This is a genomic window from Rubrivivax sp. JA1055 (assembly GCF_020966565.1).
GTDB lineage: Bacteria > Pseudomonadota > Gammaproteobacteria > Burkholderiales > Burkholderiaceae_C > Rubrivivax > Rubrivivax benzoatilyticus.
Genome location: NZ_JAJKFP010000007.1, coordinates 427,995 through 452,417, shown reverse-complemented (window position 1 = coordinate 452,417; position 24,423 = coordinate 427,995). Strand labels below are relative to the sequence as shown.

General features: G+C 70.7%; 25 protein-coding genes and 1 tRNA gene. 5 read left to right on the top strand and 21 right to left on the bottom strand.

Annotated features, from left to right (window positions below; genetic code table 11):
* Positions 1–6: 6 nt before the first annotated feature.
* Positions 7–1,308, bottom strand: coding sequence for an MFS transporter (locus LOC65_RS18650; protein ID WP_230248665.1), 1,302 nt, complete (start codon positions 1,306–1,308; stop codon positions 7–9).
* Between the two features lie 204 nt (positions 1,309–1,512).
* On the bottom strand, positions 1,513–2,742 hold the full coding sequence (gene argJ / locus LOC65_RS18645; RefSeq protein ID WP_230248664.1) for a bifunctional glutamate N-acetyltransferase/amino-acid acetyltransferase ArgJ: 1,230 nt from the start codon (positions 2,740–2,742) through the stop codon (positions 1,513–1,515).
* A 351-nt stretch (positions 2,743–3,093) separates the two neighbouring features.
* Between argJ and LOC65_RS19540 the strand changes: the two genes are divergently transcribed.
* Positions 3,094–5,700: a S8 family serine peptidase gene (locus tag LOC65_RS19540; RefSeq protein WP_230248659.1), complete on the top strand. Its 2,607-nt coding sequence runs from the start codon at positions 3,094–3,096 to the stop codon at positions 5,698–5,700.
* A gap of 150 nt (positions 5,701–5,850) precedes the next feature.
* Here the strand turns inward: LOC65_RS19540 and secA are convergent, their stop codons facing one another.
* Positions 5,851–8,595, bottom strand: a complete 2,745-nt coding sequence (secA, locus tag LOC65_RS18635) for a preprotein translocase subunit SecA (protein WP_009856622.1) — start codon at positions 8,593–8,595, stop codon at positions 5,851–5,853.
* A 224-nt stretch (positions 8,596–8,819) separates the two neighbouring features.
* On the opposite strand from secA, the gene LOC65_RS18630 reads away from it, so the two are divergent.
* Positions 8,820–9,149 carry a hypothetical protein gene (locus tag LOC65_RS18630; protein ID WP_009856621.1) on the top strand — a complete coding sequence of 110 codons (330 nt, stop codon included), beginning with the start codon at positions 8,820–8,822 and terminating at the stop codon, positions 9,147–9,149.
* Between the two features lie 19 nt (positions 9,150–9,168).
* Here the strand turns inward: LOC65_RS18630 and LOC65_RS18625 are convergent.
* The 6 genes from LOC65_RS18625 to petA form a co-directional block, all read right to left on the bottom strand.
* Positions 9,169–9,244 (bottom strand) — tRNA-Thr (locus LOC65_RS18625).
* Positions 9,245–9,268: 24 nt separating this feature from the next.
* On the bottom strand, positions 9,269–9,790 hold the full coding sequence (locus LOC65_RS18620) for a ClpXP protease specificity-enhancing factor (RefSeq protein ID WP_230248658.1): 522 nt from the start codon (positions 9,788–9,790) through the stop codon (positions 9,269–9,271).
* A 19-nt stretch (positions 9,791–9,809) separates the two neighbouring features.
* The gene (locus LOC65_RS18615) at positions 9,810–10,421 is read right to left on the bottom strand and encodes a glutathione S-transferase N-terminal domain-containing protein (RefSeq protein ID WP_009856619.1); all 612 of its coding nucleotides are present in this window, start codon (positions 10,419–10,421) and stop codon (positions 9,810–9,812) included.
* Between the two features lie 128 nt (positions 10,422–10,549).
* Complete coding sequence (locus LOC65_RS18610; RefSeq protein WP_009856618.1) at positions 10,550–11,320, bottom strand: cytochrome c1; 771 nt, start codon at positions 11,318–11,320, stop codon at positions 10,550–10,552.
* A 27-nt stretch (positions 11,321–11,347) separates the two neighbouring features.
* Positions 11,348–12,748, bottom strand: a complete 1,401-nt coding sequence (locus LOC65_RS18605) for a cytochrome bc complex cytochrome b subunit (protein WP_164963337.1) — start codon at positions 12,746–12,748, stop codon at positions 11,348–11,350.
* Positions 12,749–12,780: 32 nt separating this feature from the next.
* Positions 12,781–13,377, bottom strand: coding sequence for a ubiquinol-cytochrome c reductase iron-sulfur subunit (petA, locus tag LOC65_RS18600; RefSeq protein ID WP_230248657.1), 597 nt, complete (start codon positions 13,375–13,377; stop codon positions 12,781–12,783).
* 191 nt (positions 13,378–13,568) lie between these two features.
* Here petA and mscL point away from each other — a divergent pair, with 191 nt between their 5' ends.
* Together mscL and LOC65_RS18590 are read left to right on the top strand one after the other, a co-directional pair.
* Positions 13,569–13,994: a large conductance mechanosensitive channel protein MscL gene (gene mscL / locus LOC65_RS18595; protein WP_009856615.1), complete on the top strand. Its 426-nt coding sequence runs from the start codon at positions 13,569–13,571 to the stop codon at positions 13,992–13,994.
* Positions 13,995–14,047: 53 nt separating this feature from the next.
* Complete coding sequence (locus LOC65_RS18590; protein ID WP_230248656.1) at positions 14,048–16,375, top strand: DUF1631 family protein; 2,328 nt, start codon at positions 14,048–14,050, stop codon at positions 16,373–16,375.
* A 1-nt stretch (position 16,376) separates the two neighbouring features.
* Here LOC65_RS18590 and pdxA read toward each other — a convergent pair whose 3' ends face one another.
* Positions 16,377–17,369, bottom strand: a complete 993-nt coding sequence (gene pdxA, locus LOC65_RS18585; protein ID WP_230248655.1) for a 4-hydroxythreonine-4-phosphate dehydrogenase PdxA — start codon at positions 17,367–17,369, stop codon at positions 16,377–16,379.
* On the bottom strand, positions 17,366–18,139 hold the full coding sequence (locus LOC65_RS18580; protein WP_009856612.1) for a Nif3-like dinuclear metal center hexameric protein: 774 nt from the start codon (positions 18,137–18,139) through the stop codon (positions 17,366–17,368). Before LOC65_RS18580 ends, pdxA begins: the two co-directional genes overlap by 4 nt.
* A gap of 1 nt (position 18,140) precedes the next feature.
* Between LOC65_RS18580 and LOC65_RS18575 the strand changes: the two genes are divergently transcribed.
* Positions 18,141–19,307, top strand: a complete 1,167-nt coding sequence (locus tag LOC65_RS18575; RefSeq protein ID WP_029718660.1) for a S1C family serine protease — start codon at positions 18,141–18,143, stop codon at positions 19,305–19,307.
* 13 nt (positions 19,308–19,320) lie between these two features.
* Here LOC65_RS18575 and tatC read toward each other — a convergent pair whose 3' ends face one another.
* The 10 genes from tatC to pdeM form a co-directional block, all read right to left on the bottom strand.
* Entirely contained in the window at positions 19,321–20,118 is a 798-nt protein-coding gene (gene tatC / locus LOC65_RS18570; RefSeq protein WP_230248649.1) for a twin-arginine translocase subunit TatC, read from the bottom strand.
* Positions 20,115–20,612, bottom strand: a complete 498-nt coding sequence (gene tatB, locus LOC65_RS18565) for a Sec-independent protein translocase protein TatB (protein ID WP_009856609.1) — start codon at positions 20,610–20,612, stop codon at positions 20,115–20,117. The genes tatC and tatB overlap by 4 nt, the downstream gene beginning before the upstream one ends.
* Positions 20,613–20,616: 4 nt before the next feature.
* On the bottom strand, positions 20,617–20,856 hold the full coding sequence (gene tatA / locus LOC65_RS18560) for a Sec-independent protein translocase subunit TatA (protein WP_009856608.1): 240 nt from the start codon (positions 20,854–20,856) through the stop codon (positions 20,617–20,619).
* 69 nt (positions 20,857–20,925) lie between these two features.
* The gene (locus LOC65_RS18555; RefSeq protein WP_164963341.1) at positions 20,926–21,273 is read right to left on the bottom strand and encodes a histidine triad nucleotide-binding protein; all 348 of its coding nucleotides are present in this window, start codon (positions 21,271–21,273) and stop codon (positions 20,926–20,928) included.
* The gene (locus LOC65_RS18550) at positions 21,270–21,650 is read right to left on the bottom strand and encodes a hypothetical protein (RefSeq protein WP_230248647.1); all 381 of its coding nucleotides are present in this window, start codon (positions 21,648–21,650) and stop codon (positions 21,270–21,272) included. Before LOC65_RS18550 ends, LOC65_RS18555 begins: the two co-directional genes overlap by 4 nt.
* Positions 21,651–21,652: 2 nt before the next feature.
* On the bottom strand, positions 21,653–22,030 hold the full coding sequence (locus LOC65_RS18545) for a phosphoribosyl-ATP diphosphatase (RefSeq protein ID WP_009856605.1): 378 nt from the start codon (positions 22,028–22,030) through the stop codon (positions 21,653–21,655).
* Positions 22,027–22,416: a phosphoribosyl-AMP cyclohydrolase gene (gene hisI / locus LOC65_RS18540; protein WP_043815435.1), complete on the bottom strand. Its 390-nt coding sequence runs from the start codon at positions 22,414–22,416 to the stop codon at positions 22,027–22,029. The genes LOC65_RS18545 and hisI overlap by 4 nt, the downstream gene beginning before the upstream one ends.
* A gap of 9 nt (positions 22,417–22,425) precedes the next feature.
* Positions 22,426–22,896 carry an NUDIX domain-containing protein gene (locus LOC65_RS18535; protein ID WP_230248645.1) on the bottom strand — a complete coding sequence of 157 codons (471 nt, stop codon included), beginning with the start codon at positions 22,894–22,896 and terminating at the stop codon, positions 22,426–22,428.
* Complete coding sequence (locus LOC65_RS18530) at positions 22,889–23,767, bottom strand: ATP-binding protein (RefSeq protein WP_230248644.1); 879 nt, start codon at positions 23,765–23,767, stop codon at positions 22,889–22,891. Before LOC65_RS18530 ends, LOC65_RS18535 begins: the two co-directional genes overlap by 8 nt.
* Positions 23,764–24,420 carry a ligase-associated DNA damage response endonuclease PdeM gene (gene pdeM, locus LOC65_RS18525; protein WP_009856601.1) on the bottom strand — a complete coding sequence of 219 codons (657 nt, stop codon included), beginning with the start codon at positions 24,418–24,420 and terminating at the stop codon, positions 23,764–23,766. Before pdeM ends, LOC65_RS18530 begins: the two co-directional genes overlap by 4 nt.
* Between the last annotated feature and the right edge of the window lie 3 nt (positions 24,421–24,423).

Sequence of the window (24,423 nt, the reverse complement as noted above, 5' to 3'; positions counted from 1 at the left end):
CGCGGCTCAGGCGCCGCCGGCCGTCACCGGCTTGGCCGCGCTGGGCAGCGAGCGCACGCCGCGGATCACCGGGTGCCACCAGGCGGCGATCACCAGCAGCATCGACACGCCGCCGGCAAAGGCCAGCGCCGAGCGCAGGCCGTGGTGCTCGCCGAGCCAGCCGCCGATCAGCGCACCGGGGCCGGCCGGCAGCAGGATCAGCCAGCGCATCGTGCTCGTCATGCGGCCGAGCATCGGCTCCGGCGTCACCGCCTGGCGCAGCGCCAGGAAGTTGATGAAGGCCAGCACCGCGCCGGCGCCATACAGCGCCAGCGTCGCGGCAAACGCGGCCACGCCCCAGGGGCCGACCGGCGCAACCGCGAGCAGCAGCCAGCCGCTGCCGCAGACCCCGAAGCCCAGCACCATGCTCGGCCCCGGCCCGATGCGGCGGCTGATGCGGTTGCCCCAGACGCTGGCCGTCACGGTGCCGGCGCCCAGCGCGATGTAGCACAGGCCCACGGCGTGTTCGGACAGACCGAGCGTGCGCGTCGCGAACAGGATCTGCACCACCTGGGCCGCGTTCTGGCACAGCTGCCAGGTGCCGACGGCGACGGCCAGCGCGACCAGCAGCTTGTGCTCGGCGACGAAACGCAGGCCTTCGGCCAGCTCGCGGCCGAAGCGTGCGTCGGGGCGCGGCGTGCGGCGTTCGTCGACATGGATGCCACGCAGGATGGCCGCCGAGACGATGACCAGCACCGCGTCGACCAGCAGCGCCAGCGGCGCACCGAAGAGCTTGATCAGCAGGCCCGCGAACCCGGGGCCGGCGACGTCGGAGCCCGAGGTCGCGAGCGCGTTCTTGGCGTGCGCCTCGACCAGGCGGTCACGCTCGACGACCTGGGTCAGCACGATCTGCGACGCCGTGCCGGCCACCGTGAAGATGCAGCCGATGAAGAAGCCGACGGCATACAGCCAGGGCATCGCCAGCCAGCCCATCGCCCAGGCCAGCGGCACGCTGGCCACCGCGACGCCGATCAGCACCTCGCCGGCGATGTAGACCGGCAGCTTGCGCACGCGGTCCAGCCAGACGCCGGCCGGCAGCGAGAACAGCACGAACGGTGCGATCTCCATCGCCGTCAGCAGCCCCATCTGCGTCGGCGTGGCATGCAGCAGCACCGCCGCGGTCAGCGGCAGCGCGAGCATCGTCACCTGGCCGCCGAGCGAGCTGATGAGGATCGAGGTCCAGAGCCGGCGGTAGGTGGCGTTTCGAAGCAGGTCGCCCGGCGGCAGCGTCAGGGCGGCGCGCAGGCGGGCGAGCAGCGCGCGGGTCATCGTGCGGATCTCCGGTCGTCGGATGCGGGCCTGCCGCGGAACACGGGCGACACCGAGACGACACGATCGGCGGCCCGCGGACGGCGCGCGGCGCGCCGGCCTGTCGACGGCGGCTGGGGCGGTGGACGCCGGCCGGCCGTCGAGGGGGGAAGGGGCCGCGATCCTAGCAGCCATGGACCGGCGGCACGACCGCCGGAGAAGGGATCAGGAGCGGTAGTCGGCGTTGATGCTGACGTAGTCGTGCGACAAGTCGCAGGTCCAGACCGTCGCCGCCGCCGCGCCGCGGTGCAGGTCGACCCGCACCGTGATCTCGGCCTGCTTCATCACGCGCTGGCCGTCCTCCTCGCGGTACGCCGGATGGCGGCCGCCTTCGCGCACGACGTGCACGTCGTCGAGGAAGAGATCGATCAGGCCCTGGTCCAGGTCGGCGATGCCGGCGTAGCCGACGGCCGCCAGGATGCGGCCGAGGTTGGGGTCGCTGGCGAAGAACGCCGTCTTGACGAGCGGCGAATGCGCCACCGCGTAGGCCGCGGCGCGGCATTCGGCCCCGTCGCGGCCGCCCTGCACGGTGACGGTGATGAACTTGGTCGCGCCTTCGCCGTCGCGCACGATGGCCTGCGCCAGCTGCTGCGACACCGCGATGACGGCGTCACGCAGCGCGCGGCCTTCGGCCGAATCGAGCGTGGTGATGGGGGCGTGGCCGGCCTGGCCGGTGGCGATCAGCACGAACGAGTCGTTGGTCGAGGTGTCGCCGTCGATCGTGATGCGGTTGAAGCTCAGGTCGGCAGCCTCGCGCACCAGCGGCTGCAGCAGCGCCGCATCGACGGCGGCGTCGGTGGCGACGAAACCCAGCATCGTGGCCATGTTCGGGCGGATCATGCCGGCGCCCTTGGCGATGCCGGTGACGGTGACCGTGCGCCCGCCGATCTGCACCTGCCGCGACGCCGCCTTCGGCAGCGTGTCGGTGGTCATGATGCCTTCGGCGGCCTCGGCCCAGCCGTCGGCACGCAGCGCGGCCCAGGCGGCCGGCAGGCCGGCTTCGAGGCGCTCGACCGGCAGCGTCTCCATGATGACGCCGGTCGAGAACGGCAGCACCTGGCGCGGCGCGACGCCGGCCACCGCGGCCAGCGCGTCGCAGCTGCGGCGCGCGCGCGCCAGGCCGTCGGCGCCGGTGCCGGCGTTGGCATTGCCGGTGTTGACGACGATCGCGCGGATGCCGTCACCGCCGGCCAGATGCTCGCGGCAGACCTGCACCGGCGCGGCACAGAAGCGGTTCTGCGTGAACACGCCGCCCACCGCCGAACCTTCGGCGAGCTCGAAGACGACGAGGTCGCGCCGGCCGGCCTTGCGGATGCCGGCCATCGTGACACCCAGGCGCACGCCGGCGACCGGCAACAGGGACGCGGGAACAGGGGCGGACAGGTTCACGGGCATGGCGGCGGCGCAACGGCGAGGCGGATGGAGAGCGGATTCTAGGAGCGCCTCCGGTGCAACCCTGCCCCCGTGCGGTGCAGCGCTGCGCCGCCGCGGGGAACCCCGGTCCAACCCGCCCCCGCAGTCGCGGGATGGGGGGTCCCGGGGGCCTGCCGCGGCGCTGCACGCCCAGGGGGCCACTACCCATAATCGTTCGCACTTCGGGGGCGGACCGGCAGCCTGCCACCCGAAACGCATTCGACGGCTGCCCCGCGGGCCACGCCCCGAACCGGCAGCTCTCGCTCGCATCTCCACCCCATGGCCGCCACAGAGGCGCCGCGAGACGGCGCCCGCACAGGAGTGAATGACCTCATGAGAAAGCATCACCTCGTGCCGATGCTGACCGCCGTCGCGGCGGCAGTCGCGCTGTTCGGCGCGTCGGCGCAGGCCGCGTCGGGTTCGGTTCCGGCTTCTGCGGCCGAATCGGGCAGCCTCTGGTTCGTCGAACTCGCGGGCAAGCCGGTGGCCGACGGCAACACGCGCGCCTCGGTGCGCGCCGAACAGGCGGCGATGCGCACGGCCATCAAGGGCGCCAAGCTGCGCCTGAAGGAGCGCCGCGCCTACGACACGCTGTTCAACGGTTTCGTCGTCAAGGTCGACGCCGCCGACCGCGCCAAGCTGGCGATGCTGCCCGGCGTGCAGGCGATCTACCCCGTGACCCAGATCGCGGCCCCCGAGCCCGTGAAGGGCGCCGGCACCGCGCCCGACCTGGCCGCGGCGATCCACATGACCGGCGCCGCGGTCGCCCAGCAGCAGCTGGGCCTCAGCGGCCAGGGCGTCAAGGTCGGCATCATCGACACCGGCATCGACATCGACCACCCGGCCTTCGGCGGCAGCGGCAGCAACGGCACGACCGCGTTCCCGACCGCCCGGGTCGTCAAGGGCTACGACTTCGTCGGTGACGCCTACAACAGCGGCGGCAGCGGCGACGCGCTCGTGCCGGTGCCCGACGAGAACCCGGACGACTGCGGCGGCCACGGCACGCACGTCGCCGGCATCGTCGGCGCCAACGGCGGCGGCCTGGTCGGCGTGGCGCCCAAGGTCACGTTCGGCGCCTACCGGGTGTTCGGCTGCACCGGCACGACCTCGTCGGACATCATGCTCGCGGCGATGGAGCGCGCCTACGAGGACGGCATGCAGGTCATCAACATGAGCCTGGGCGCGGCGCGGCAGTGGCCGCAGTACCCGACCGCCAAGGCCGCCGACAAGCTGGTGTCCAAGGGCGTGGTCGTCGTCGCGTCGATCGGCAACAACGGCCCGGGCGGCTCGTCGCCGGACGCGCTGTACGCCGCCGGTGCGCCCGGCGTCGGCGACAAGGTCATCGGCGTGGCCTCCTACGACAACGCGCAGCTGTCGTTCAAGGTCGGCACCACGCCGTTCGGCTACACCGCCGCCACCGGCTCGCCGATGGCGCCGACCAGCGGCTCGCTGCCGCTGGCCAAGACCGGCACCACGACCACCGCCGACGACGCCTGCGTCGCCCCGGCGGCCGACAGCCTGACCGGCAAGGCGGTGCTGATCCGCCGCGGCACCTGCAGCTTCTACCAGAAGGCCTACAACGCGCAGCTCGGCGGCGCCGCGGCGGTCATCCTCTACAACAACGCCGCCGGCGCACTGAGCCCGACGGTGGCCGGCACCCCGGCGGTGACGATCCCGGTCGTCGCCGTCACCGCCGAGCAGGGCGCGGCGCTCGACGCCGCCATCACCGCCGGCAACGCCAGCCTGGCCTGGACCGGCAGCTACGTCTCCTGGCCCTACGGCACCGGCGGCCTGATCTCCGGCTTCAGCTCCTACGGCCTGGCCGCGGATCTCTCGTTCAAGCCCAACGTCGGGGCCCCGGGCGGCGGCATCTACTCGAGCTACCCGCTGGAGCTCGGCGGCGCGGCCAGCCTGTCGGGCACGTCGATGTCCTCGCCGCACGTGGCCGGCGGCGTCGCGCTGATCCTGGAGTCCAACCCGCGGCTGCGTCCGGCGCAGGTGGCCGAGCGGATCTACAACACCGCCGATCCGGTCAACTGGTCGGGCAACCCGGCGCTCGGCTACCTCGACTTCGCCCACCGCCAGGGCTCGGGCATGCTGGACATCGTCGGCGTGATCCAGAACACCGCGACGGTGTCGCCGAGCCAGCTCGCGCTGGGTGAGAGCGCGGCCGGGCCGTCGCAGCGCACGCTGACGGTGAGCAACCGTTCGGGCGCCCCGGTGACCTACACGATCTCGCACGTCGAGGCGCTGGCGAGCGGGCCGAACACGACGACCGGCGCCAGCTACAACCTCAGCGGTGTCTTCGCGGCACCGGCCACGGTGAGCTTCAGCCAGTCGACGCTGACGGTGCCGGCCCGCGGCACGGCCAAGTTCAGCGCCACGATCACGGCCAACGCCTCCCTGGTCGAGCGCGGCCTGTACGGCGGCTACATCGTGCTGACGCCGACCAACGGCACGGCCCCGCTGCGCGTGCCGTATGCCGGCTTCAAGGGCGACTACCAGTCGACGGTGGTGCTGACGCCGACGGCCAACGGCTTCCCCTGGCTGAGCAAGCTGGCGGCCGGCACCTACACCAACCAGCCCGAAGGCGCGAGCTACACGATGGCCGACGGGGACATCCCGTACTTCCTCGTGCACTTCGACCACCTGTCGCGCAAGGTGGTGCTGGAGGCCTACGACGCCGACACCGGCAAGTCCTGGCACCGCGTCAGCCTGGACGAGTACGTGACCCGCAACTCGACGCCGGGCGGCTTCTTCGCCTACACCTGGGACGGCACGACCTTCCGCGGCAAGGGCCAGAACCCGCGCGCCTGGACGACCGTGCCGAACGGGCGCTACGTCGTCAAGGTCTCGGTGCTGAAGGCGCTGGGCAACGAGGGCACGGCCACCGACTGGGAGACCTGGACCTCGCCGGTCATCACCATCGCGCGGCCCTGAACGCAGGCTGCGCCGTCCAAGGGGCCCTTCGGGGCCCCTTTTTCATCGCCGCGGCGGCCAACGAAACGGGGCCCCGAAGGGCCCCGTCGAATGCGGCGCTGGCGGCGCCGGGTCAGGCGTGCACGGGCCGGCGGCCCCGCACGGCGGGCCTCAGGCCAGCTTGCCGTGGCAGTTCTTGTACTTCTTGCCGCTGCCGCAGGGGCAGGGGTCGTTGCGGCCGACACGCGGCACCTCGGCCACGGCGGTCGCCGGGTCGGCCTCCTGCGAGACGCTGCCGTCCTCGTTGGGATGCGTGTAGGTCACGTTGCTGACCTGGCTGGCCTGCTCCTCGATCGCCTCGGCGGCTTCGCTGGCCTGGTCGCGCGACTGGATGCGCACCGTCATCAGCACGCGCGTGACTTCCATCTTCACGACGTCGAGCAGCTGGCTGAACAGCTCGAAGGCCTCGCGCTTGTACTCCTGCTTCGGGTTCTTCTGCGCGTAGCCGCGCAGGTGGATGCCCTGGCGCAGGTAGTCCAGCGCGGCGAGGTGCTCGCGCCAGTGCGAGTCCATCGCCTGCAGCAGCACCATGCGCATGAACGGCGTGAACTGGTCGGCGCCGACGAGGTCGACCTTGGCCTGGAAATGCGCGTCGGCGGCCGCGGCGACCTTCTCGACGATCTCCTCGTCGGTGATGCTCTCGCTGCCCTCGACGATGCTCTTGAGCGGCAGCTCGAGCTGCCACTCGTCGCGCAGCACGCGCTCCAGGGCCTCGAGGTCCCACTGCTCCTCCAGGCTCTCGGCGGGCACGTAGGTGCGCACGACGTCTTCCATCGTCGCGCGGCGCAGGTTGGCGATCTGCTGGTCCAGCGACGCCGACTCGAGGATCTCGTTGCGCTGCTGGTAGATGACCTTGCGCTGGTCGTTGGAGACGTCGTCGTACTCGAGCAGCTGCTTGCGGATGTCGAAGTTGCGCGCCTCGACCTTGCGCTGCGCGCTCTCGATCGAGCGGTTGACGATGCCGGCCTCGATGGCCTCGCCTTCGGGCATCTTCAGCCGGTCCATCACCGCGCGCACGCGGTCGCCGGCGAAGATGCGCATCAGCGGATCGTCCAGGCTCAGGTAGAAGCGGCTGGAACCCGGGTCGCCCTGGCGGCCCGAGCGGCCGCGCAGCTGGTTGTCGATGCGCCGGCTCTCGTGGCGCTCGGTGGCGACGATGCGCAGCCCGCCCAGCGCCTTGACCTGCTCGTGCAGGCCTTGCCACTCGTCGGTCAGCTGGCGGGCGCGCGCCTGCTTCTCCTCGTCGGACAGCGCCGGGTCGGCCTCGAGGAACTGGATCTGCTTCTCGACGTTGCCGCCGAGCACGATGTCGGTGCCGCGGCCGGCCATGTTGGTGGCGATGGTCACCATCTTCGGCCGGCCGGCCTGGGCGACGATCTCGGCTTCCTTGGCGTGCTGCTTGGCGTTGAGCACCTGGTGCGGCAGCCCGGCCTTGTTCAGCAGATCGGAGATCAGCTCCGAGTTCTCGATCGAGGTCGTGCCGACGAGCACCGGCTGGCCGCGTTCGTAGCAGTCGCGGATGTCGGCGATGACGGCGTCGTAGCGCTCCTTGGCCGTCTTGTAGATGAGGTCGTTCTCGTCCTTGCGGATCGTCGGCTTGTTCGGCGGGATGACCACCGTCTCGAGGCCGTAGATCTCCTGGAACTCGTAGGCCTCGGTGTCGGCCGTGCCCGTCATGCCGGCGAGCTTGCCGTACATGCGGAAGTAGTTCTGGAACGTGACCGAGGCCATCGTCTGGTTCTCGCTCTGGATCCGGACGCCTTCCTTGGCTTCCACGGCCTGGTGCAGGCCGTCGCTCCAGCGCCGGCCCGTCATCAGGCGGCCGGTGAACTCGTCGACGATGACGACCTCGCCGTTCTGCACGACGTAGTGCTGGTCGCGGTTGTAGAGCTGGTGGGCCCGCAGCGCCGCGTACACATGGTGCATCAGCGCGATGTTGGCCGGGTCGTACAGGCTCGCGCCCGGCGCCAGCAGGCCGGCTTCGGAGAGGATCTGCTCGGCCTTCTCGTGGCCGGCCTCGGTCAGGAAGACCTGGTGCGCCTTCTCGTCGACGGTGAAGTCGCCGGGCTCGATGACACCTTCGCCGGTGCGCGGGTCGGCTTCGCCGATCTGCTTCTTGAGCTTGGGGATCACCGCGTTGACGCTGACGTACAGCTCGGTGTGGTCCTCGGCCTGGCCGCTGATGATCAGCGGCGTGCGCGCCTCGTCGATCAGGATCGAGTCGACCTCGTCGACGATGGCGTAGTTCAGGCCGCGCGCGACGCGCTCGCGCACGTCGTAGACCATGTTGTCGCGCAGGTAGTCGAAGCCGAACTCGTTGTTCGTGCCGTAGGTGACGTCGGCGGCGAACGCGGCCTGCTTCTCCTCGCGCGACAGGCCCGGCACGTTGACGCCGACCGTGAGGCCGAGGAAACCGTAGAGCCGGCCCATCCACTCGGCATCGCGGCGCGCGAGGTAGTCGTTGACGGTGACGACGTGCACGCCCTTGCCGGGCAGCGCGTTCAGGTACACCGGCAGCGTCGCGACCAGCGTCTTGCCTTCGCCGGTGCGCATCTCGGCGATCTTGCCGTCGTGCAGCGCCATGCCGCCGATCAGCTGGACGTCGAAGTGGCGCATCTTCAGCACGCGCTTGCCGGCCTCGCGCACGACGGCGAAGGCCTCGGGCAGCAGGTCGTCGAGGGCGGTGCCCTGCGCCAGGCGCTGGCGGAACTCGTCGGTCTTGGCGCGCAGGGCGGCGTCGTCGAGCTTCTGCAGCTGAGACTCCAGCGCATTGATCTTCTCGACCGTGCGACGGTAGCCCTTCAGCAGGCGTTCGTTGCGGCTGCCGAAAATCTGGGTCAGGATCTTGGGAAACATGAAGTCCGCGCTCGAGGTGTGTGCGGTGCCCGCGCTGCGGGCCGGGCGGGCTCAGGCGAGCCGCGCATGGCGACCCCGGGCCGTGCGGCGGGGTCGGGCGGTTCGCTCGGTGGCGCTCGGGCGTCGCGCTGGCGCACGGGCACGAAGCCGACGAGTTTAGCACCCGGACATTGCCGGCCAACGGCAGCCCCGCCGTCCCGCGGCCATCCGGCTAGACTGCCGTGATGGCCCCCCGCTCCCCTCTCGCCGGCACCCTCAGCTTCAGCGACGCACTCGGCGGCCATGCGCCGCTGGCGGGCCTGTTGCAGCGGGTGCGCGAGTCGCGCGAACGCTACGACGCGATCGCGCCGCTGCTGGCCGGCGGCCTGCGCGGCGCGGTGCGACCCGGGCCGCTGGACGAGGAAGGCTGGACGCTGCTGGCCAACCACGGGGCGGCCGCAGCCAAGCTGCGCCAGCTGCTGCCGCGGCTGGACGCACGGCTGCGCGGCGCCGGCTGGGCGCCGGTGGCGATCAAGGTGCGGGTGCTGCCGCCCGAGCCGGGCATTCGCCGCTGAGGCGGGGCTGACGGGAGTCTGGTGCCGGCTGTCAGAGTCGAACTGACGACCTTCCGCTTACAAGGCGGGTGCTCTACCAACTGAGCTAAGCCGGCGCGAGCTGGGGATTGTAGGAGCGCCTACTTGATCCGCTTCAGCGAGGGCCGGCCGCCCGAGCCGCCGGGCTCGGGAGAATCGTCCGGCGAAGGCGCGTGGTCGGCGGGCGCCGGCGGCTCGCCGGACTCGGACGCCAGACGCAGCCCGGAGCGCAGCGGCGTCGGCGCGCGCGCCGGCTCGGCCGCCGCCGCCGCCGCTGCCGGCGAGGCCGCCTCGGCCGGCGCCGGGAAGGCCATGCCCTGCCCGTTCTCGCGCGCGTAGATCGCGACGACGTGATCGACCGGCACGACGATGTCGCGCGGCACGCCGCCAAAGCGGGCCTTGAACTCGATGAACTCGTTGCCGAGCTTGAGCCCGGACGTGGCCTCGAAGCCGACGTTGAGCACGATCTCGTGGTTCTTCACGTACTCCATCGGCACCTGCACGCTCGCGTCGACATAGACCGCGAGGTACGGCGTGAAGCCGTTGTCGGTGCACCAGTCGTGCAGCGCCCGCAGCAGGTACGGGCGCGTGGAGGAACCCTGGTTGTCGCTGGTCGCGCTCATCGCTCGAGGCCCTGTCGGCTTACTTGCGCATCACCTTTTCCGAGGGCGTCAGCGCCTCGATGTAGGCCGGGCGCGAGAAGATGCGCTCGGCGTACTTCAGCAGCGGCACGGCGTTCTTCGACAGGTCGATGCCGTAGTAGTCCAGGCGCCACAGCAGCGGCGCGATCGCGACGTCGAGCATCGAGAAGTCGTCGCCGAGCATGTACTTGTTCTTCAGGAAGATCGGCGCGAGCTGCGTCAGGCGGTCGCGGATCTGCGCACGCGCCTTCTCGAGCTGCTTGTCGGTCGCCTTGATGCCGCGGCCCTCGAGCAGGTTGACGTGGGCGAACAGTTCCTTCTCGAAGTTGAAGAGGAACAGGCGCACGCGCGCACGGGCCACCGGGTCGCCCGGCATCAGCTGCGGATGCGGGAAACGCTCGTCGATGTACTCGTTGATGATGTGCGACTCGTAGAGGATGAGATCGCGCTCGACGAGGATCGGCACCTCGTTGTACGGATTCATCATCGCGATGTCTTCGGGCTTGGCGAAGAGGTCGACGTCGCGGATCTCGAAATCCATGCCCTTCTCGAACAGCACGAAGCGGCAGCGGTGCGAGTAGGGGCAGGTCGTTCCGGAGTAAAGCACCATCATGGCGTGGGGCCCTCAATCGTCAGTGGGGGCCGTGGACGGGCCCCGCGTCAAAAGAAGCGAACGCAGTGGTCGCCCGAAGGCTGCCACTGCGCTCCATGGCCCGGCCCACCGCCGGGCGTGGTGGACGTCTACTTGACGTCCTTCCAGTACACCGCGTTCAGGCGCCAGGCGATCACGGTGAAGATGGCCAGGAAGATCAGCACGCCGATGCCCAGCTGGGTGCGGGTGGAACGCATCGGCTCGGCCATCCAGGTCATGAACGCGACGAGGTCGGCGACGGTGGCGTCGTACTCGGCCTTGGACATCGTGCCGGGGGTCTCGATCTCGAAACCCTTGAACACGTGCGTGACCTTGGTCGGGTCCTGCGGATCCTTGTGCTCCTCGAACACCGCGTGCTGCGTGCCCTGCATCTCCCACAGCGCGTGCGGCATGCCGACGGCGGGGAAGACGATGTTGTTCCAGCCGGTGGGACGGCTGTCGTCGCGGTAGAAGCCGCGCAGGTAGGTGTAGAGGTAGTCGGCGCCGCTGCCCTTGGAGCCGTCGGCACGCGAGCGCGCCACCAGCGTCAGGTCCGGCGGCGTGGCGCCGAACCATTCCTTGGCGTCGCGCGGATCGATCGACGCGGTCATCAGGTCACCGACCTTCACGCCGGTGAAGATCAGGTTCTCGCGGATCTGCTGCTCGGTCAGGCCGATCTCGAGCATGCGGTTGTAGCGCATGTACGAGGCGGAATGGCAGTTCAGGCAGTAGTTGGCGAAGGTCTGCGCGCCGCGTTGCAGCGCCGCCTGGTCGTTCAGGCGCTCGGTCGGGAACTTGTCCCAGGCCGGGCCGGCCGACGAGGCGTGGGCCGCGCCGACGAAGGCCAGGCTGGCGAGCAGGGAGAGGATCAGTTTCTTCATGGTGTCTAGGACTCCGCTCTCGTCGGCTCAGTGGGCGCGGAAGGTCACGCGCTCAGGCACCGGCTTGAACTCGCCGATGCGGCTCCACCAGGGCATCAGCAGGAAGAAGCCCATGTAGAACAGCGTGCCGACCATCGAGATGATCGTGCCGGCGGTCGACGGCGGCTGGATGCCGTAGTAGCCGAGCACCACGAAGTTGACGACGAACACGCCGTAGACCACCTTGTGCCAGGTCGGGCGGTAGCGGATCGACTTCACCGGGCTGCGGTCCAGCCAGGGCAGGAAGAAGAGGATCAGCACCGCGACGCCCATCACCACGACGCCCCAGAACTTGGCGTCGAAGACCTTCAGCAGCACCACCAGCGCAACGGCGCCGATCAGCGGAGCGAACTTCCACGGGCCCTTGAAGCCACCCTTCAGGAAGCCGAGCACACCGGCCGCGGCCACCAGCACCACCAGCACCGTGACCATGTCGTCGGTCACCGCGCGCAGCATCGAGTAGAACGGCGTGAAGTACCACACCGGCGCGATGTGCAGCGGCGTCTTCAGCGGGTCGGCCGGGATGAAGTTGTTGAACTCCAGGAAGTAGCCGCCGCCTTCGGGCGCGAAGAACAGCACGGCGCTGTAGATGATCAGGAAGATCGCCACGCCGAAGATGTCGTGCACCGTGTAGTACGGGTGGAACGGGATGCCGTCCAGCGGCACGCCCTTGGCGTCGGTCTTGGCCTTGATCTCGATGCCGTCGGGGTTGTTCGAACCCACTTCGTGCAGCGCGATGATGTGCGCGACGACCAGGCCCAGCAGCACCAGCGGCACGGCGATGACGTGGAAGCTGAAGAAGCGGTTGAGCGTCGCGTCGCCGACGACGAAGTCACCGCGGATCAGCAGCGACAGGTCGTTGCCGACGAAGGGGATCGCGGCGAACAGGTTGATGATGACCTGCGCGCCCCAGTAGCTCATCTGGCCCCACGGCAGCAGGTAGCCCATGAAGGCTTCGGCCATCAGCGCGAGGAAGATCGCGCAGCCGAAGACCCACACCAGCTCCCGCGGCTTGCGGTAGCTGCCGTAGATCATCCCGCGGAACATGTGCAGGTACACGACGATGAAGAACGCCGAGGCGCCGGTGGAGTGCATGTAGCGCACCAGCCAGCCCCAGGGCACGTCGCGCATGATGTACTCGACCGACGCGAACGCGAGCGCGGCGTCGGGCTTGTAGTGCATCACGAGGAAGATGCCGGTGACGATCTGGATCACCAGGACCAGCATCGCCAGCGAGCCGAAGAAGTACCAGACGTTGAAGTTCTTCGGCGCGTAGTACTCCGACATGTGCTCCTTGAAGAGCTTGGTGGCCGGGAACCGGTTGTCCACCCATGTCATGAACTGCTCGGCCATCGGCGCACCCGGCCGCGCTTGCTTGAATTCAGCCATCGAATTGACCTCGGACTTCGTGGTTTGCGGCGTCAGGCCTTCTTGTCCTCACCGATCAGCAGAACGGTGTCGGACAGGTACATGTGCGGCGGAACCTCGAGGTTGTCCGGCGCGGGCTTGTTCTTGTAGACGCGGCCGGCCAGGTCGAAGGTCGAGCCGTGGCAGGGGCAGAGGAAGCCGCCCGGCCAGTCGGCGGGCACGCTGGCGTTGCCGCTGCCCTTGGCCACGCCGCCGGGCGAGCAGCCCAGGTGCGTGCAGATGCCGATGACGACCAGGAACTCGGGCTTGATCGAGCGCCCGGTGTTCTTCGCGTATTCGGGGATCGGGTAGGCGGTGCGCTCGGAGTTCGGGTCGGCGAGCTGGCCGTCGAGCGACTTCAGCTGCTCGATCTGTTCCGGCGTGCGACGCAGGATCCAGACCGGCTTGCCGCGCCATTCGACGGTCACGCGGTCACCGGGGGCCAGCTTGCTGATGTCGACTTCGACGGGAGCGCCAGCGGCGCGGGCCCGTTCGGAAGGCGCAAAAGTGCTGACGAACGGAACGGCGACCGCCGCGCCACCGACGGCACCAGCGCCGCAGGTGATGGCGATCCAGGTGCGTCGTCCTTGGTCGACGGCAGCGTCACTCATGGATGTCCTCGGGTGTTGCTCGGGAGGGGGGATTCGGGTCAACCCGTGATTCTAACCGACGCCGAAGGGACATCCTCCGCTCACCGGCGTGCTTGACGAGGCCAAGGCCCCGACCTACCGTGCCCGGGGCCCCGAAAGACCTTCGCGACCGAGGGCCGGACCACTTCAACGACAAGCAGGAGGGGGCTCGCATGAGCTTCGCATCGGAATTCAAGGAGTTCGCCACCAAGGGCAACGTCGTCGACCTCGCCGTCGGCGTGATCATCGGCGGCGCGTTCGGCAAGATCGTCGAGTCGCTGGTGGGCGACGTCATCATGCCGCTCGTGGGCAAGGTCTTCGGCGGGCTGGACTTCAGCAACTACTTCATCCCGCTGGCCGGACAGGCCGCCACGACGCTGGCCGAGGCCAAGAAGGGCGGCGCCGTGTTCGCCTACGGCAGCTTCATCACGGTGTCCGTCAACTTCGTGATCCTCGCCTTCATCATCTTCGTGATGGTCAAGCAGATCAACCGCATCAAGCGCAACGCACCGCCGCCGCCGCCCCCGGCCCCCGCGCCGACGCCCGAGGACGTGCTGCTGCTGCGCGAGATCCGCGACGCGCTCGCCCGCAAGGCGTAATCCGGGAGAGGGATGCGGCAGTTGCCGCATACTTGGGGACTCTCGTCGCGCGCATGAATCCCCACCCCGTCCACCGCCTGCCCGCCCCGCTAGAAGCCGCCGTCCAGCGCGTCAAGCTGGCGGCGCGGCAGGCCACCGAGCGCACCATCGAGAGCCTGGGGCTCGCCGCGCTCGCGTCGAACAACGCCTTCCAGCGCGACGGCCTGCTGGGCGCGCAGTTCGAGCTCAACCGCAAGTCCGCCGTCTTCGCGCTGGCGTTCAACGAGGAGTTCGACCGGCGCGTGCTGCGCGAGGTCGCGCCGCGCGCGAGCGAGGACTCGACGCAGAGCGCGAGCTGGGAGTCGCTGCGCCTCGTCGAGGACCGCGAGCTCGAGATCGAGGTCGCCGCGGAACGTTTCGGCCTGGAGACCGCGCACGCCTGCGAGTGGGAACTGCGTGAACTCGGCGCCTACGTCGGCGCGCTGCTCGAGGGCGCCCGCGGCGACCGCGAGCAGCGCAACCCGCTGCGCCCCGAGATCGTCGGCCACGCGATGTACCAGGCCATCGAGACCGTCTCCGAACGCCCCGAGGTGCGCGCCGCGCTGGCCAAGGAGATGGCGCGCTCGCTGGCGACGCTGCTGCGCACGGCCTATGCCGAGATCGTCTCCGACCTGCGCCGTGCCGGCATCCAGCCCGCGGGGCTGACGGTGCGCAACGCCGACTCGCGCAGCGGCGCGCCGAGCACCGGCTTCGGCGCCTCGGAGCGCTGCACCGAGTCCGAGCGCGCGGCCTTCTCCCCGGACGCCGACAGCCGCTGGAGCAGCCGCCGCGCCGGCGCCAGCCACTTCGCGCCGAGCACACGTTCCGGCGGCGCCGCGGCCGGCCGCGGCACGCCGCTGGGCGAGGTCGACCCGGCGATGATGGCGCTGATGCGCCGCATCGCCTACGCCGAGGCCGCGGCCATCGGCGAGCCCGCCGACGCCGGCGCCAACGGCGCCGCACTGCCCAACCTGATCCACGTCCACCGCGAAGAGCTGCGCCAGGCCGCCGCCGGGTCGCTGGACCTGACGGTCATCGACGTCATCGGCAGCCTGTTCGACCAGATCCTGTCGGACCCGAAGGTGCCGCCGCAGGTCGCGCGCCAGATCGCGCGGCTGCAGCTGCCGGTGCTGCGTGCCGCGCTCGGCGACCCGAGCTTCTTCTCGTCGCGGCGCCATCCGGTGCGCCGCTTCGTCAACCGCATCGCCTCGCTGGGCGCGGGTTTCGACGACATCGGCGACGACGGCGCGCAGCGTGTGCTGGCGCGCATCCGCGGCCTCGTCGACGAGGTCGTCGAAGGCGACTTCGACCAGCTCGAGGTCTACCAGAGCAAGCTCGCCGCGCTGGAGGCCTTCGTCGCCGAACAGGGCCGCGCCGAGGCCGGCGAGCAGGGTGCCGCCGATCTGCTCGCCGCCAAGGAAGACGAGCTGCGCCTGCGCCAGCTCTACGCCCAGCAGCTGCACGGCGAGCTGAAGGACCTGTCGGCGCCGCCGTTCCTGCGCGACTTCATCAGCCAGGTCTGGAGCCAGGTCGTCGTCGCCGCAAGCGCACGCGACGGCGCCGAGGCCGAGTCGGTGCGCCAGCTGCGCCAGGTCGGCCGCGAGCTCTTCATGAGCGTGCAGGCCAAGACCTCGTCGGCGCAGCGCAAGACCTTCCTCGCCGAGCTGCCCAAGCTGATGAAGGAGCTGGGCGAAGGGCTGGACCTGATCGGCTGGCCCGAAGCCTCGCGGCGCGAGTTCTTCGGCCGCCTGCTGCCGGCGCATGCCGAGTCGCTGAAGGCCACGCCGCTGCGGCCGCTGGACTTCAACCTGCTCGCGCGCGAGGTCGAAGGCGCGCTGCAGCGCCCGCTGCCGACACCCGAGGAGCTGCGCGGCGCGCCGGCCAACCTGCCGGTGCTCGACGACGTCATCGCCGAGCCGCGCTTCAGCCCCGAGGAAGCCGCCCGCGTGGGCCTGGTCGACGAGAGCCAGGTCGACTGGGACGGGCAGATCGACATCGTCGTCGGCGAGGACGCGCCGGTCAGCGCCGCCGACACCGCGATCGGCGGCCTGCCGCAGCCGTCGGAGCCGGTCGAGCCGACCGAGGGCCGCGCGCTGGCCGAGCACGTGCAGGTCGGCTTCGCCTACCGCATGCACATCGCCGATGCCTGGCAGAAGGTGCGCCTGGTGCACGTCAGCGCCGGGCGCACGTTCTTCGTCTTCCACCACGGCTCGCGCCACAAGGAGACGATCTCGCTGACCCACCGCATGCTGGTGCGGCTGTGCGAGACCGGGCGGCTGCGCGCCTTCGAGAACGCCTACCTGCTCGAACGCGCCACGGCGCGCGCGCGGCGCCAGCTCGCCGGCGTCGGCGGCGGCGCCTGAGTCAGCCGCCGCGCGCGGCCAGCGCCGCACGCGCCCAGCGGATCGCCGCCACGAGGCTGGCCGGGTCGGCCCGGCCCCGCCCCGCGATGTCGAACGCGGTGCCGTGGTCGGGGCTGGTGCGCACGAAGGGCAGGCCCAGCGTCACGTTGACGCCGTGCTCGACACCCAGGTACTTCACCGGGATCAGGCCGTGGTCGTGGGTCATCGCGACGACCAGGTCGAAGGCGCCGCGGCGCGCGCGCATGAACACCGTGTCCGGCGGGAACGGGCCCTGCGCGTCGATGCCTTCGGCGCGTGCGGCCTCGATGGCCGGGGCGATGATCTCGATCTCCTCGCGCCCGAACAGCCCGCCCTCGCCGGCATGCGGGTTCAGCCCGGCCACCGCGATGCGCGGCGCGCGCTGCCCCCAGGCGGCGGCGGCGGCATGCGCGATGCGCAGCGTGCGCAGCACGGCGTCGGGGGTGACGAGCTCGATCGCCTGGCGCAGCGCGACGTGGATCGTCACCAGCACCACACGCAGCTCCTCGTTGGCCAGCATCATGCGCACCGGCGGCAGTTCGCCGCCGTCGGCGGCCAGGGCCTGCAGCATCTCGGTGTGGCCCGGAAACGGCACGCCGGCGGCCGCCAGCGCCTCCTTGTGGATCGGCGCGGTGACCAGGGCCGAAGCCTCGCCGGCACGCACCCGGCGCACCGCCTCCTCGATGCAGGCCGCCGCCGCCGCTCCGGCACGGGCGTCGACACGGCCCCAGGGCAGCGCCGCCAGGCCTTCGGGCAGCGCGGGCGGCACCAGCACCGGCAGGCATCCCGGCGGCACCTCCGCGAGATCGGCCGGCGCGTCGATCACCGCGACCATGCCGGCGCCGGCACGGCGCAGCACCGCCGGGTCGCCGACGACGACGCAGCCGTCGGCCTCGCCCCGGCGGAAGGCCGCGGCGACGATCTCCGGCCCGACGCCGGCGGCGTCGCCCATCGTGATCAACAGCGGCGTGTTCATACCGGGTTGTCGATCTCGATGAAGCGGTGCTCCAGGCCGAAGTGCGCCGCCACCGCGGCGGCGGCGGCCGGCGCACCGTAGCGCTCGGTGGCGTGGTGGCCGCAGGCCAGGAAGGCGACGCCGGTCTCGTGCGCCAGGTGGGCCTGCTGCTCCGAGACCTCGCCGCTCAGGAAGGCGTCGGCGCCGGCGGCGATCGCGGCCTCGAAGTGGCCCTGGGCGCCACCGCTGCACCAGGCGATGCGCCGCAGCGGCCGGCCGTCGCCGGGCAGCAGCAGCGGCTCTCGCGAGAGCGCCTGCTCGACACGCGCCGCCAGCGCCGAGGCATCGGCGATGCCGGCGGCCGGGCCGATGAAGCCGATGTCCTGCTCGCCGAAACGGGCGTCGGCCGCGAGGCCCAGGCGCAGGCCGAGCTGGGCGTTGTTGCCGAGCTCGGCGTGGGCGTCCAGCGGCAGGTGGTAGGCGACGAGGCTCAGGTCGTGTTTCATCAGCCGGCGCACGCGCTCGCCCAGCCAGCCGGTCAGCCGCCCGTCCTGGCCGCGCCAGAACAGCCCGTGGTGCACGAACAGCAGGTCGGCGCCGGCGGCGATGCCGGCGTCGATGAACTCGCGGCTGGCGGTGACGCCCGAGACGATGCGCCGCACCTCGGCACGGCCCTCGACCTGCAGGCCGTTCGGCCCATAATCCCGGAACGCCTCGGGTTTCAGCAGCCCTTTGAGGAAGGCGTCGATCTCTTTCAGCTCGGCCACCGGCGCCGTCTCCTTCTCGTCCATGTTGCGCAGAACCTGGCTCGTATTCTCGCAGGCGGTCACCGTCGCGCTGGGCGGACTCTTCGTCGTCGAGACGCTCAAGCCCGACTGGCTGCCGCGCGGCGGCCCGGTCCTGCCGGGCGCGACGATCCTGCAGGCCCCGGCGCCGCTGAGCGCGGCCTCGGCCGCCGCCGGGCTGCACGCCGGCGGCTACAGCGCCGCGGCGCGGCGCGCCACGCCGGCCGTCGTCAGCATCGTCGCGACCAAGATGGCGCGGCGCAGCCCGCACGCCGACGACCCGCGCTTTCGCTTCTTCTTCGGCGACGAGGCGGCGCGCCCGCAGGCGCAGACCGGCCTGGGCTCGGGCGTCATCGCCTCGCCCGAGGGCTACCTGCTGACGAACAACCACGTCATCGAAGGCGCCGACGAGATCGAGGTCCAGCTCGTCGACGGCCGCCAGGTGCGTGCGCGTGTCATCGGCGCCGACCCCGAGACCGACCTCGCGGTGCTGAAGATCGAGCTCGACAAGCTGCCGATCATCGCCTTCGGCGACGCGCCCTCGCTGCAGGTCGGCGACGTCGTGCTGGCCATCGGCAACCCGTTCAACGTCGGCCAGACCGTCACCGCCGGCATCGTCAGCGCGCTGGGGCGCAACCAGCTCGGCCTGTCGACCTTCGAGAACTTCATCCAGACCGACGCCGCGATCAACCCCGGCAATTCCGGCGGCGCGCTGGTCGACGCGGCCGGCAACCTCGTCGGCATCAACACCGCGATCTTCTCGCGCAGCGGCGGCAGCATGGGCATCGGCTTCGCGATCCCCGTGGACATCGCGCGCCAGGTGATGGAGGCCATCGTCAGCGAGGGCCGCGTCACGCGCGGCTGGATCGGCGTCGAGCCGCGCGACCTGACGCCCGAGATCGCCAGGAGCCTGGGCCTGCCGGTGAACAACGGCGTGCTGATCACCGGCGTGCTGCAGGACGGGCCGGCCAGCCGCGGCGGCCTGCGCCCGGGCGACGTCGTCACCCGCATCGGCGACACCGCGGTGGGCAACACGACCGAGCTGATGTCGGCGGTGGCGGCGCTGCGGCCGCGCTCGGAGGCGCTGATCGCGGTGCAGCGCGGGGAGCGCGGGCTCGAGGTGCGGCTGGTGATCGGCGAACGCCCGGCGGCGATGCGCCGGGTGCCGCGCTGAAGCCCGGCCGGGCTCAGCTCGGCTTCTGGCTGCCGTCGGCCGCTTCCTCGGGCGCCTTGGTGTGCCGGATGAAGAGCTGCGCGGCGATGATGCCGGCCTCGTAGAGCAGGATCATCGGGATCGCCAGCGCCAGCTGCGAGATCACGTCCGGCGGCGTCACGACCGCGGCGACGATGAACGCGCCGACGATGAAGTAGCCGCGCGCCTTGCGCAGCTGGGCGATCGTGACGATGCCGATGCGCGCCAGCACGACCACCGCCACCGGCACCTCGAAGGCGACGCCGAAGACCAGGAACAGCGTCAGCACGAAGCCGAAGTACTCCTCGATGTCCGGTGCCGCGGTGATCGCGCTCGGCGCGAAGGCCTGGATGAACTTCGACATCCCCGGGATGACGATGAAGTAGCAGAAGGCCACGCCGACGATGAACAGGATGGTGCTGCTGATCACCAGCGGCAGCACCAGCTTCTTCTCGTGCGAATACAGCCCTGGCGCCACGAAGGCCCAGACCTGGTAGAGCACGATCGGCAGCGCCAGCATCAGCGCCGCCATCAGCGTGATCTTCAGCGGCACCAGGATCGGCGAGATGACGTTGGTGGCGATCAGCGTCGCGCCCTTGGGCAGGTGCGCGACCAGCGGCGCGGCCAGCAGGTCGTACAGCGCCGAGGGGCCGGGCCACAGGGCGAGCACGGCGAAGGCGATGCCGATCGCGATCAGCGCCCGGATCAGCCGGTCGCGCAGTTCGATCAGGTGGGAGACGAACGGGGCTTCGGTGCCGGCGAGTTCGTCGTCCTTGGGGTCCGGCGCGCTCATCGACGCGGCCCGAGACCGGGCGGACGGAAGCGCGCGACACGCGCCGCGCCGGACTGCGCGCGGGTGCGCACGCCGTGGCGCTGCTTGTACCAGAGCGGCGTGGCGCCGCGTTTCAGGCGCCAGTTCTTCTTCGGCGGCCGGTACTCGGGCACCGGGGTGGACAGCGCCTCGGTCGCCGTGGCCGGCGAGCCGCCGGACCAGGCGTCGGCGGCCTCGCGCCACTCGGACTCGACGGCGCTGCCGGCGGCCTGCACCTCACGCTGCACCGTCTGGCTGACGTCGCGCGCGGCGTCCTGGAACTGGTCTTTCATCTTGCGCAGCTCGTCGAGCTCGATCGAGCGGTTGACCTCGGCCTTGACGTCGGCGACGTAGCGCTGCGCCTTGCCGAACAGATGTCCGAGCGTGCGCGCCACCTTGGGCAGCTTTTCGGGCCCGATGACGATCAGCGCGACCGCGCCGATCAGCGCGATCTTGTCGAAACCGAAGTCGAGCACGGGATCAGTGCTTGGTCTTGGCGTCGACGTCGACGGTGTTGGCGTCGTTGCGCTGGGCCGTGGTCACCTGCTGCGGCGGCGCCGGCGGCGTGTCTTCGGCTTCGTTGGCGCCCTTGACGCCGTCCTTGAAGCCCTTGACGGCGCCGCCGAGGTCGGCGCCGATGTTCTTCAGCTTCTTCGTGCCGAAGATCAACACCACGACCAGCAGCACGATGAGCCAGTGCCAGATGCTGAAGGAACCCATGTCTTAACTCCTTTGGAGGAACCGCAAATTCTATGGCGAGTGCGCCGCGCCCCCCGGGGGGCGGCGAGATCAGCCCTTGGCCCAGGGCCGCGGGCCGCCCATCACGTGCATGTGCAGGTGGTAGACCTCCTGCCCGCCGTCGGGCCCGTTGTTGACGACGACCCGGAAGCCGTTGGTGACGCCCAGCTCACGCATCAGCTTCGGCGCCAGCGCCAGCATGCGGCCGAGCAGCGCCTCGTGCTCCGGGCCGGTGTCGGCCAGCGTCGCGACGTGTTCCTTGGGAATCACCAGCACGTGCACCGGCGCCCAGGGGTTGATGTCGTGGAAGACGAGCAGTTCGTCGTCCTCGTAAACCTTCTTCGCCGGGATCTGGCCGGCGGCGATCTTGCAGAAGATGCAGTTCGGGTCGTGCTTCATGCCGGAAGGGCCTGGTTGGAATTGAGCGCGCTCCAGCCGCGGACGATGCGGTAGAGGAACCAGATCGAGATCAGCATCCAGGCGATCCAGCCCGGAAAGACGAACAGCAGCCACAGCGGGATCGTCAGCAGGTAGGCCAGGCCGGCGAAGATCACGCTGCGGATGCGCCAGCGGAAGTGCGACTCCTGCCAGGAGCCCAGCGCGTCGCCGCGCTTGACGACGTCGATGACGAAGGCGATCAGCAGCAGCACGATGCTCGCCTGGATGCCGGGCACGACCGCGCTGACCGCGACGATCGCGTGCAGCAGGTAGCTCACGTGCCCCAGCGTCTTCAGCGAGGCCTCGCGCTCGGCGGCGGCCACGACATCGTTCGTCATCGTCATCCTCCTTCGGAACTCTCGCGCTGGCGCACCTTGCGCAGCGCGAACTCCTCCAGTCCGGAGAGTCCTTCGCGGCGCCGCAGTTCCGCCAGCACCTGCTCGGGCCGCAGCCCGAAGTGCGACAGCGCGACCAGGCTGTGGAACCACAGGTCGGCCACCTCGCCGACCAGGCGCTCGGGCACGCCGTCCTTGGCCGCCATGACGACCTCAGTGGCCTCCTCGCCGACCTTCTTCAGGATCGCGTCGGTGCCCTTATGGAACAGGCGCGCGACGTAGCTCTTGTCGGGGTCGCCGCCGTGGCGCGAGTCGATGACGTCGGCCAGCCGCGCCAGCGTGTCGTCGCCGGCAGCCGGCGACGCGGAAACGGGTTCGTTCATTTGTAGATGCTCTCGGGGTCCTTCAGCACCGGCTCCACCGTCTGCCAGGCCCCGTTCTCGTAACGCCGGAAGAAGCAGCTGTGCCGACCGGTGTGGCAGGCGATGCCCGGTTCGTGGCCGGTTTGCGTGACCTTCATCAGGATCACGTCGGCATCGCAGTCCAGGCGCAGCTCGTGCACGGTCTGCACGTGGCCCGACTCCTCGCCCTTGTGCCACAGGCGCTTGCGCGAGCGGCTCCAGTAGACCGCCTCGCCGCGGCGCGCGGTCTCGGCCAGGGCCTCGCGGTTCATCCACGCGACCATCAGCACGTCGCCGGTGGTCGCTTCCTGGGCGATCGCCGGCACCAGACCGTCGTCGCCCCATTTCACGCTGTCGAGCCAGTCCATGGGGGCAGTTTACGCAGCCGTGTGCGTCGGGCCGGTGAATCCCCGTTCCTCGGCAAACCACGCGAGCACCGGCACCGTGCCCGGCAGCACCGGCCTCACCTCGACCGGCAGCGTCTGCCAGGCCATCTGCTGGCGCTCGCGCATCTCGAACTCGCCTTGCCAGCGGTAGACCTTGCAGAAATGCAGCCGCACGCGGGCGTGCGGGTAGTCCATCAGCTCGATCTTCCAGGGCTCGGCCGGGCCGATCGTGATGCCGAGTTCTTCCTGCAGCTCGCGCCGCAGCGCCTCCTCGACCGTCTCGCCGGCCTCCAGCTTGCCGCCCGGGAACTCCCAGTGGCCGGCGTAGACCTTGCCTTCGGGACGGCTGGTCAGCAGGAAGCGGCCGTCGGGGGCCACGAGAACCCCGACCGCGACGTCCACCGGACGGCGCGGTTCAGATGACCCGCCGTCCACCGGCGTGCGCTCCGTCGCCTCAGCCATCGGCCAGCCTCCCGGCGTAGTCGCGTGCGAACTGCTGCGCGACACGGCCCGAGCGCGAACCGCGCTCCAGCGCCCAGACCAGCGACTCCTGGCGCGCCGCGGCGATGGCCTGCTCGCCGACGCCGAAGGCCTGCAGCCACTGCGCGACGATCGCCAGGTACTCGTTCTGCGAGAACGGGTAGAAGCTGATCCACAGCCCGAAACGCTCGGACAGCGAGATCTTCTCCTCGACGACCTCGCCCGGGTGCACCTCGCCGTCGTCGGTGTGCGTGTAGCTGAGGTTCTCGCGCATGTACTCGGGCAGCAGGTGGCGCCGGTTGCTGGTGGCGTAGATCAGCACGTTGTCGGCGGTCTGCGCCACCGAGCCGTCGAGCATGCTCTTCAGCGCCTTGTAGCCGGGCTCGCCTTCGTCGAAGCTGAGGTCGTCGCAGAAGACGACGAAACGTTCGGGGCGGTCGGCAACCAGGTCGACGATGTCGGGCAGGTCGACGAGGTCGGCCTTGTCGACCTCGATCAGGCGCAGGCCACGCGGCGCGTACTCGTTGAGGCAGGCCTTGATCAGCGAACTTTTCCCCGTGCCGCGCGCGCCGGTCAGCAGCACGTTGTTGGCGCCGCGGCCGGCGACGAACTGCTCGGTGTTGCGCACCAGGCGTTCCTTCTGGCCGTCGATCTCCTTCAGGTCGGCCAGGCGGATCGTCGCGACGTGGCGCACCGGTTCGAGCACGCCGGCGTTGCCGCGGCGGCGGTAGCGGAAGGCGGGCGACGCGGCCCAGTCGGGCGCGGCCGGCGGGTGCGGCAGCACCGACTCCAGCCGCGCGAGCAGCGATTCGGCGCGGGCGAGCAGCGCCTCCACGGAAGACGTCGGGATCATGGAACCGAGTGTAGGGGGCGCAGCGTGTCGTCGACGACGACCCAGGTCCGGTCGCCCGGGCGGTGCTCGACGGTGGCGCAGCCGGTGAAGGCGCCGAAGGCCGGCAGCACGCCGACCTCGGGCCCGAAGTGGAAACACGGCAGCCGCAGGCGGTCGTGCGCCGGGCCGCCGAGCGCCACCGCCGGGTGCAGATGGCCGCCGATGACGTAGGCGCCGGCGATCGGCTCGGGTTCGTGGGCCAGCGCCAGCGCGCCGACACGCAGCGGGCCGTCGACGCAGTCGATGCCCCAGTCCGGCGGCGGGTCGCCGGCGTGGCGGTCGTGGTTGCCGCGCACCAGCGTCAGCGCCAGGCCCGGATGGCGCGCGCGCCAGCGTGCCACGGCCTGCGCCGTGCCCGGCGTGCGCGAGCGCGACGAGTGGATCAGGTCGCCGAGGAAGACGATGCGTTCGGCGCCGGTGGCGGCGATGGCGGCGTCCAGCATCTCCAGCGTCCGGCTCGTGGTGCCCGCCGGCACCGGCACGCCCAGGCTGCGGAAACTCTGGGCCTTGCCCAGGTGGGCGTCGGCGACGAGCAGCATGCGCTCGGCTGGCAGGAAGGCACAGCGTTCGGGCAGCAGGACGAGCGCCTGCCCGGCAAGCTCGACGTGGACCACCGC

Bases quoted from the DNA above. Each gene is read 5' to 3' on its own strand.
- LOC65_RS18580 (WP_009856612.1), bottom strand. From the start codon at position 18,139: ATGGACGAGAAGGAGACGGCGCCGGTGGCCGAGCTGAAAGAGATCGAC.
- secA (WP_009856622.1), bottom strand. From the start codon at position 8,595: ATGTTTCCCAAGATCCTGACCCAGATTTTCGGCAGCCGCAACGAACGC.
- pdxA (WP_230248655.1), bottom strand. From the start codon at position 17,369: ATGAACACGCCGCTGTTGATCACGATGGGCGACGCCGCCGGCGTCGGG.
- tatA (WP_009856608.1), bottom strand. From the start codon at position 20,856: ATGGGTTCCTTCAGCATCTGGCACTGGCTCATCGTGCTGCTGGTCGTG.
- argJ (WP_230248664.1), bottom strand. From the start codon at position 2,742: ATGCCCGTGAACCTGTCCGCCCCTGTTCCCGCGTCCCTGTTGCCGGTC.
- LOC65_RS18630 (WP_009856621.1), top strand. From the start codon at position 8,820: ATGGCCCCCCGCTCCCCTCTCGCCGGCACCCTCAGCTTCAGCGACGCA.
- LOC65_RS18650 (WP_230248665.1), bottom strand. From the start codon at position 1,308: ATGACCCGCGCGCTGCTCGCCCGCCTGCGCGCCGCCCTGACGCTGCCG.
- petA (WP_230248657.1), bottom strand. From the start codon at position 13,377: ATGAGTGACGCTGCCGTCGACCAAGGACGACGCACCTGGATCGCCATC.
- LOC65_RS18535 (WP_230248645.1), bottom strand. From the start codon at position 22,896: ATGGCTGAGGCGACGGAGCGCACGCCGGTGGACGGCGGGTCATCTGAA.
- LOC65_RS18555 (WP_164963341.1), bottom strand. From the start codon at position 21,273: ATGAAGCACGACCCGAACTGCATCTTCTGCAAGATCGCCGCCGGCCAG.
- LOC65_RS18545 (WP_009856605.1), bottom strand. From the start codon at position 22,030: ATGAACGAACCCGTTTCCGCGTCGCCGGCTGCCGGCGACGACACGCTG.
- LOC65_RS19540 (WP_230248659.1), top strand. From the start codon at position 3,094: ATGAGAAAGCATCACCTCGTGCCGATGCTGACCGCCGTCGCGGCGGCA.
- hisI (WP_043815435.1), bottom strand. From the start codon at position 22,416: ATGGACTGGCTCGACAGCGTGAAATGGGGCGACGACGGTCTGGTGCCG.
- LOC65_RS18590 (WP_230248656.1), top strand. From the start codon at position 14,048: ATGAATCCCCACCCCGTCCACCGCCTGCCCGCCCCGCTAGAAGCCGCC.
- LOC65_RS18610 (WP_009856618.1), bottom strand. From the start codon at position 11,320: ATGAAGAAACTGATCCTCTCCCTGCTCGCCAGCCTGGCCTTCGTCGGC.
- LOC65_RS18550 (WP_230248647.1), bottom strand. From the start codon at position 21,650: ATGACGAACGATGTCGTGGCCGCCGCCGAGCGCGAGGCCTCGCTGAAG.
- mscL (WP_009856615.1), top strand. From the start codon at position 13,569: ATGAGCTTCGCATCGGAATTCAAGGAGTTCGCCACCAAGGGCAACGTC.
- LOC65_RS18615 (WP_009856619.1), bottom strand. From the start codon at position 10,421: ATGATGGTGCTTTACTCCGGAACGACCTGCCCCTACTCGCACCGCTGC.
- tatC (WP_230248649.1), bottom strand. From the start codon at position 20,118: ATGAGCGCGCCGGACCCCAAGGACGACGAACTCGCCGGCACCGAAGCC.
- LOC65_RS18605 (WP_164963337.1), bottom strand. From the start codon at position 12,748: ATGGCTGAATTCAAGCAAGCGCGGCCGGGTGCGCCGATGGCCGAGCAG.
- LOC65_RS18530 (WP_230248644.1), bottom strand. From the start codon at position 23,767: ATGATCCCGACGTCTTCCGTGGAGGCGCTGCTCGCCCGCGCCGAATCG.
- LOC65_RS18620 (WP_230248658.1), bottom strand. From the start codon at position 9,790: ATGAGCGCGACCAGCGACAACCAGGGTTCCTCCACGCGCCCGTACCTG.